Source organism: Vibrio harveyi NBRC 15634 = ATCC 14126 = KCTC 12724, from assembly GCF_001591145.1.
Taxonomy (GTDB): domain Bacteria; phylum Pseudomonadota; class Gammaproteobacteria; order Enterobacterales; family Vibrionaceae; genus Vibrio; species Vibrio harveyi.
The window spans coordinates 1-662 of record NZ_BCUF01000163.1 but is presented as its reverse complement, the minus strand read 5'-3'; the positions used below and the strand labels follow the sequence as shown (position 1 = coordinate 662).

Annotated in this window: 1 protein-coding gene; it reads left to right on the top strand. The window is 40.8% G+C overall.

Annotated features, from left to right (window positions below; genetic code table 11):
* The first annotated feature begins 69 nt into the window (after positions 1 to 69).
* Positions 70 to 633, top strand: a complete 564-nt coding sequence (locus VHA02S_RS25010) for a hypothetical protein (RefSeq protein ID WP_038899608.1) — start codon at positions 70 to 72, stop codon at positions 631 to 633.
* Positions 634 to 662: the final 29 nt, after the last annotated feature.

The following is a 662-nucleotide window of genomic DNA, read 5'->3' as shown; positions in this document are numbered from 1 at the left end:
GGTGTTGTGCGGGAGCTTAGGTATTGCGTGCCTCACACCTTAACAAGGCGTTATGTTTAAAGGATGAAAATGTCTGCTATCAACAATGTTAGCCTCTTCTTCGCGATTTATTTTGGTATTTCAATCATTGTATTTAGACTGCCATTTGATATGTCAGGTGCGTATTTTGACTTCATTGTTTATCTATTTTTGCCTGTTTGTTCAGCTTGCTATCTGGCATTTGTAATTTTTGGGAAAGTGAATGGAAAAAGCGTGTGGGCAGTGATGGCTCATAGACTTAGCCATAAAGCAGGTTTCAATCGATGGCAGGTGTTAATATTCTCTGGGCTTTTTGCATATCCGATTATAGCAATTCTTCTTTTGCCTTTTTTCCGTGTTTTATTGATTACCACGATTTTGACAGGGCAAGACTATTGTCATGTCGGCAAACTCTCAAACGTTGCAGAGGGTAGGCGAGTTATGTTTGGTCTCAGTGATATCACGATTGAAGCCCCTCAGTCGAATCGTACTTTTTGGTATCCTACGAAAAAGCTGATGCGAGATAATATTGATATAGGCGGCACTGTAGAAGCTTGTGGTAAGCAGGGTTGGCTTGGGTTTTACATTGAAAGGGTGTCTGCTCGTGGGGAATAAACATAACAAATTGTTCAAGAGTGATTCGG

What these genes read in the sequence shown, in the direction of transcription:
- VHA02S_RS25010 (WP_038899608.1), top strand. Translation starts at nt 70, where the DNA reads ATGTCTGCTATCAACAATGTTAGCCTCTTCTTCGCGATTTATTTTGGT.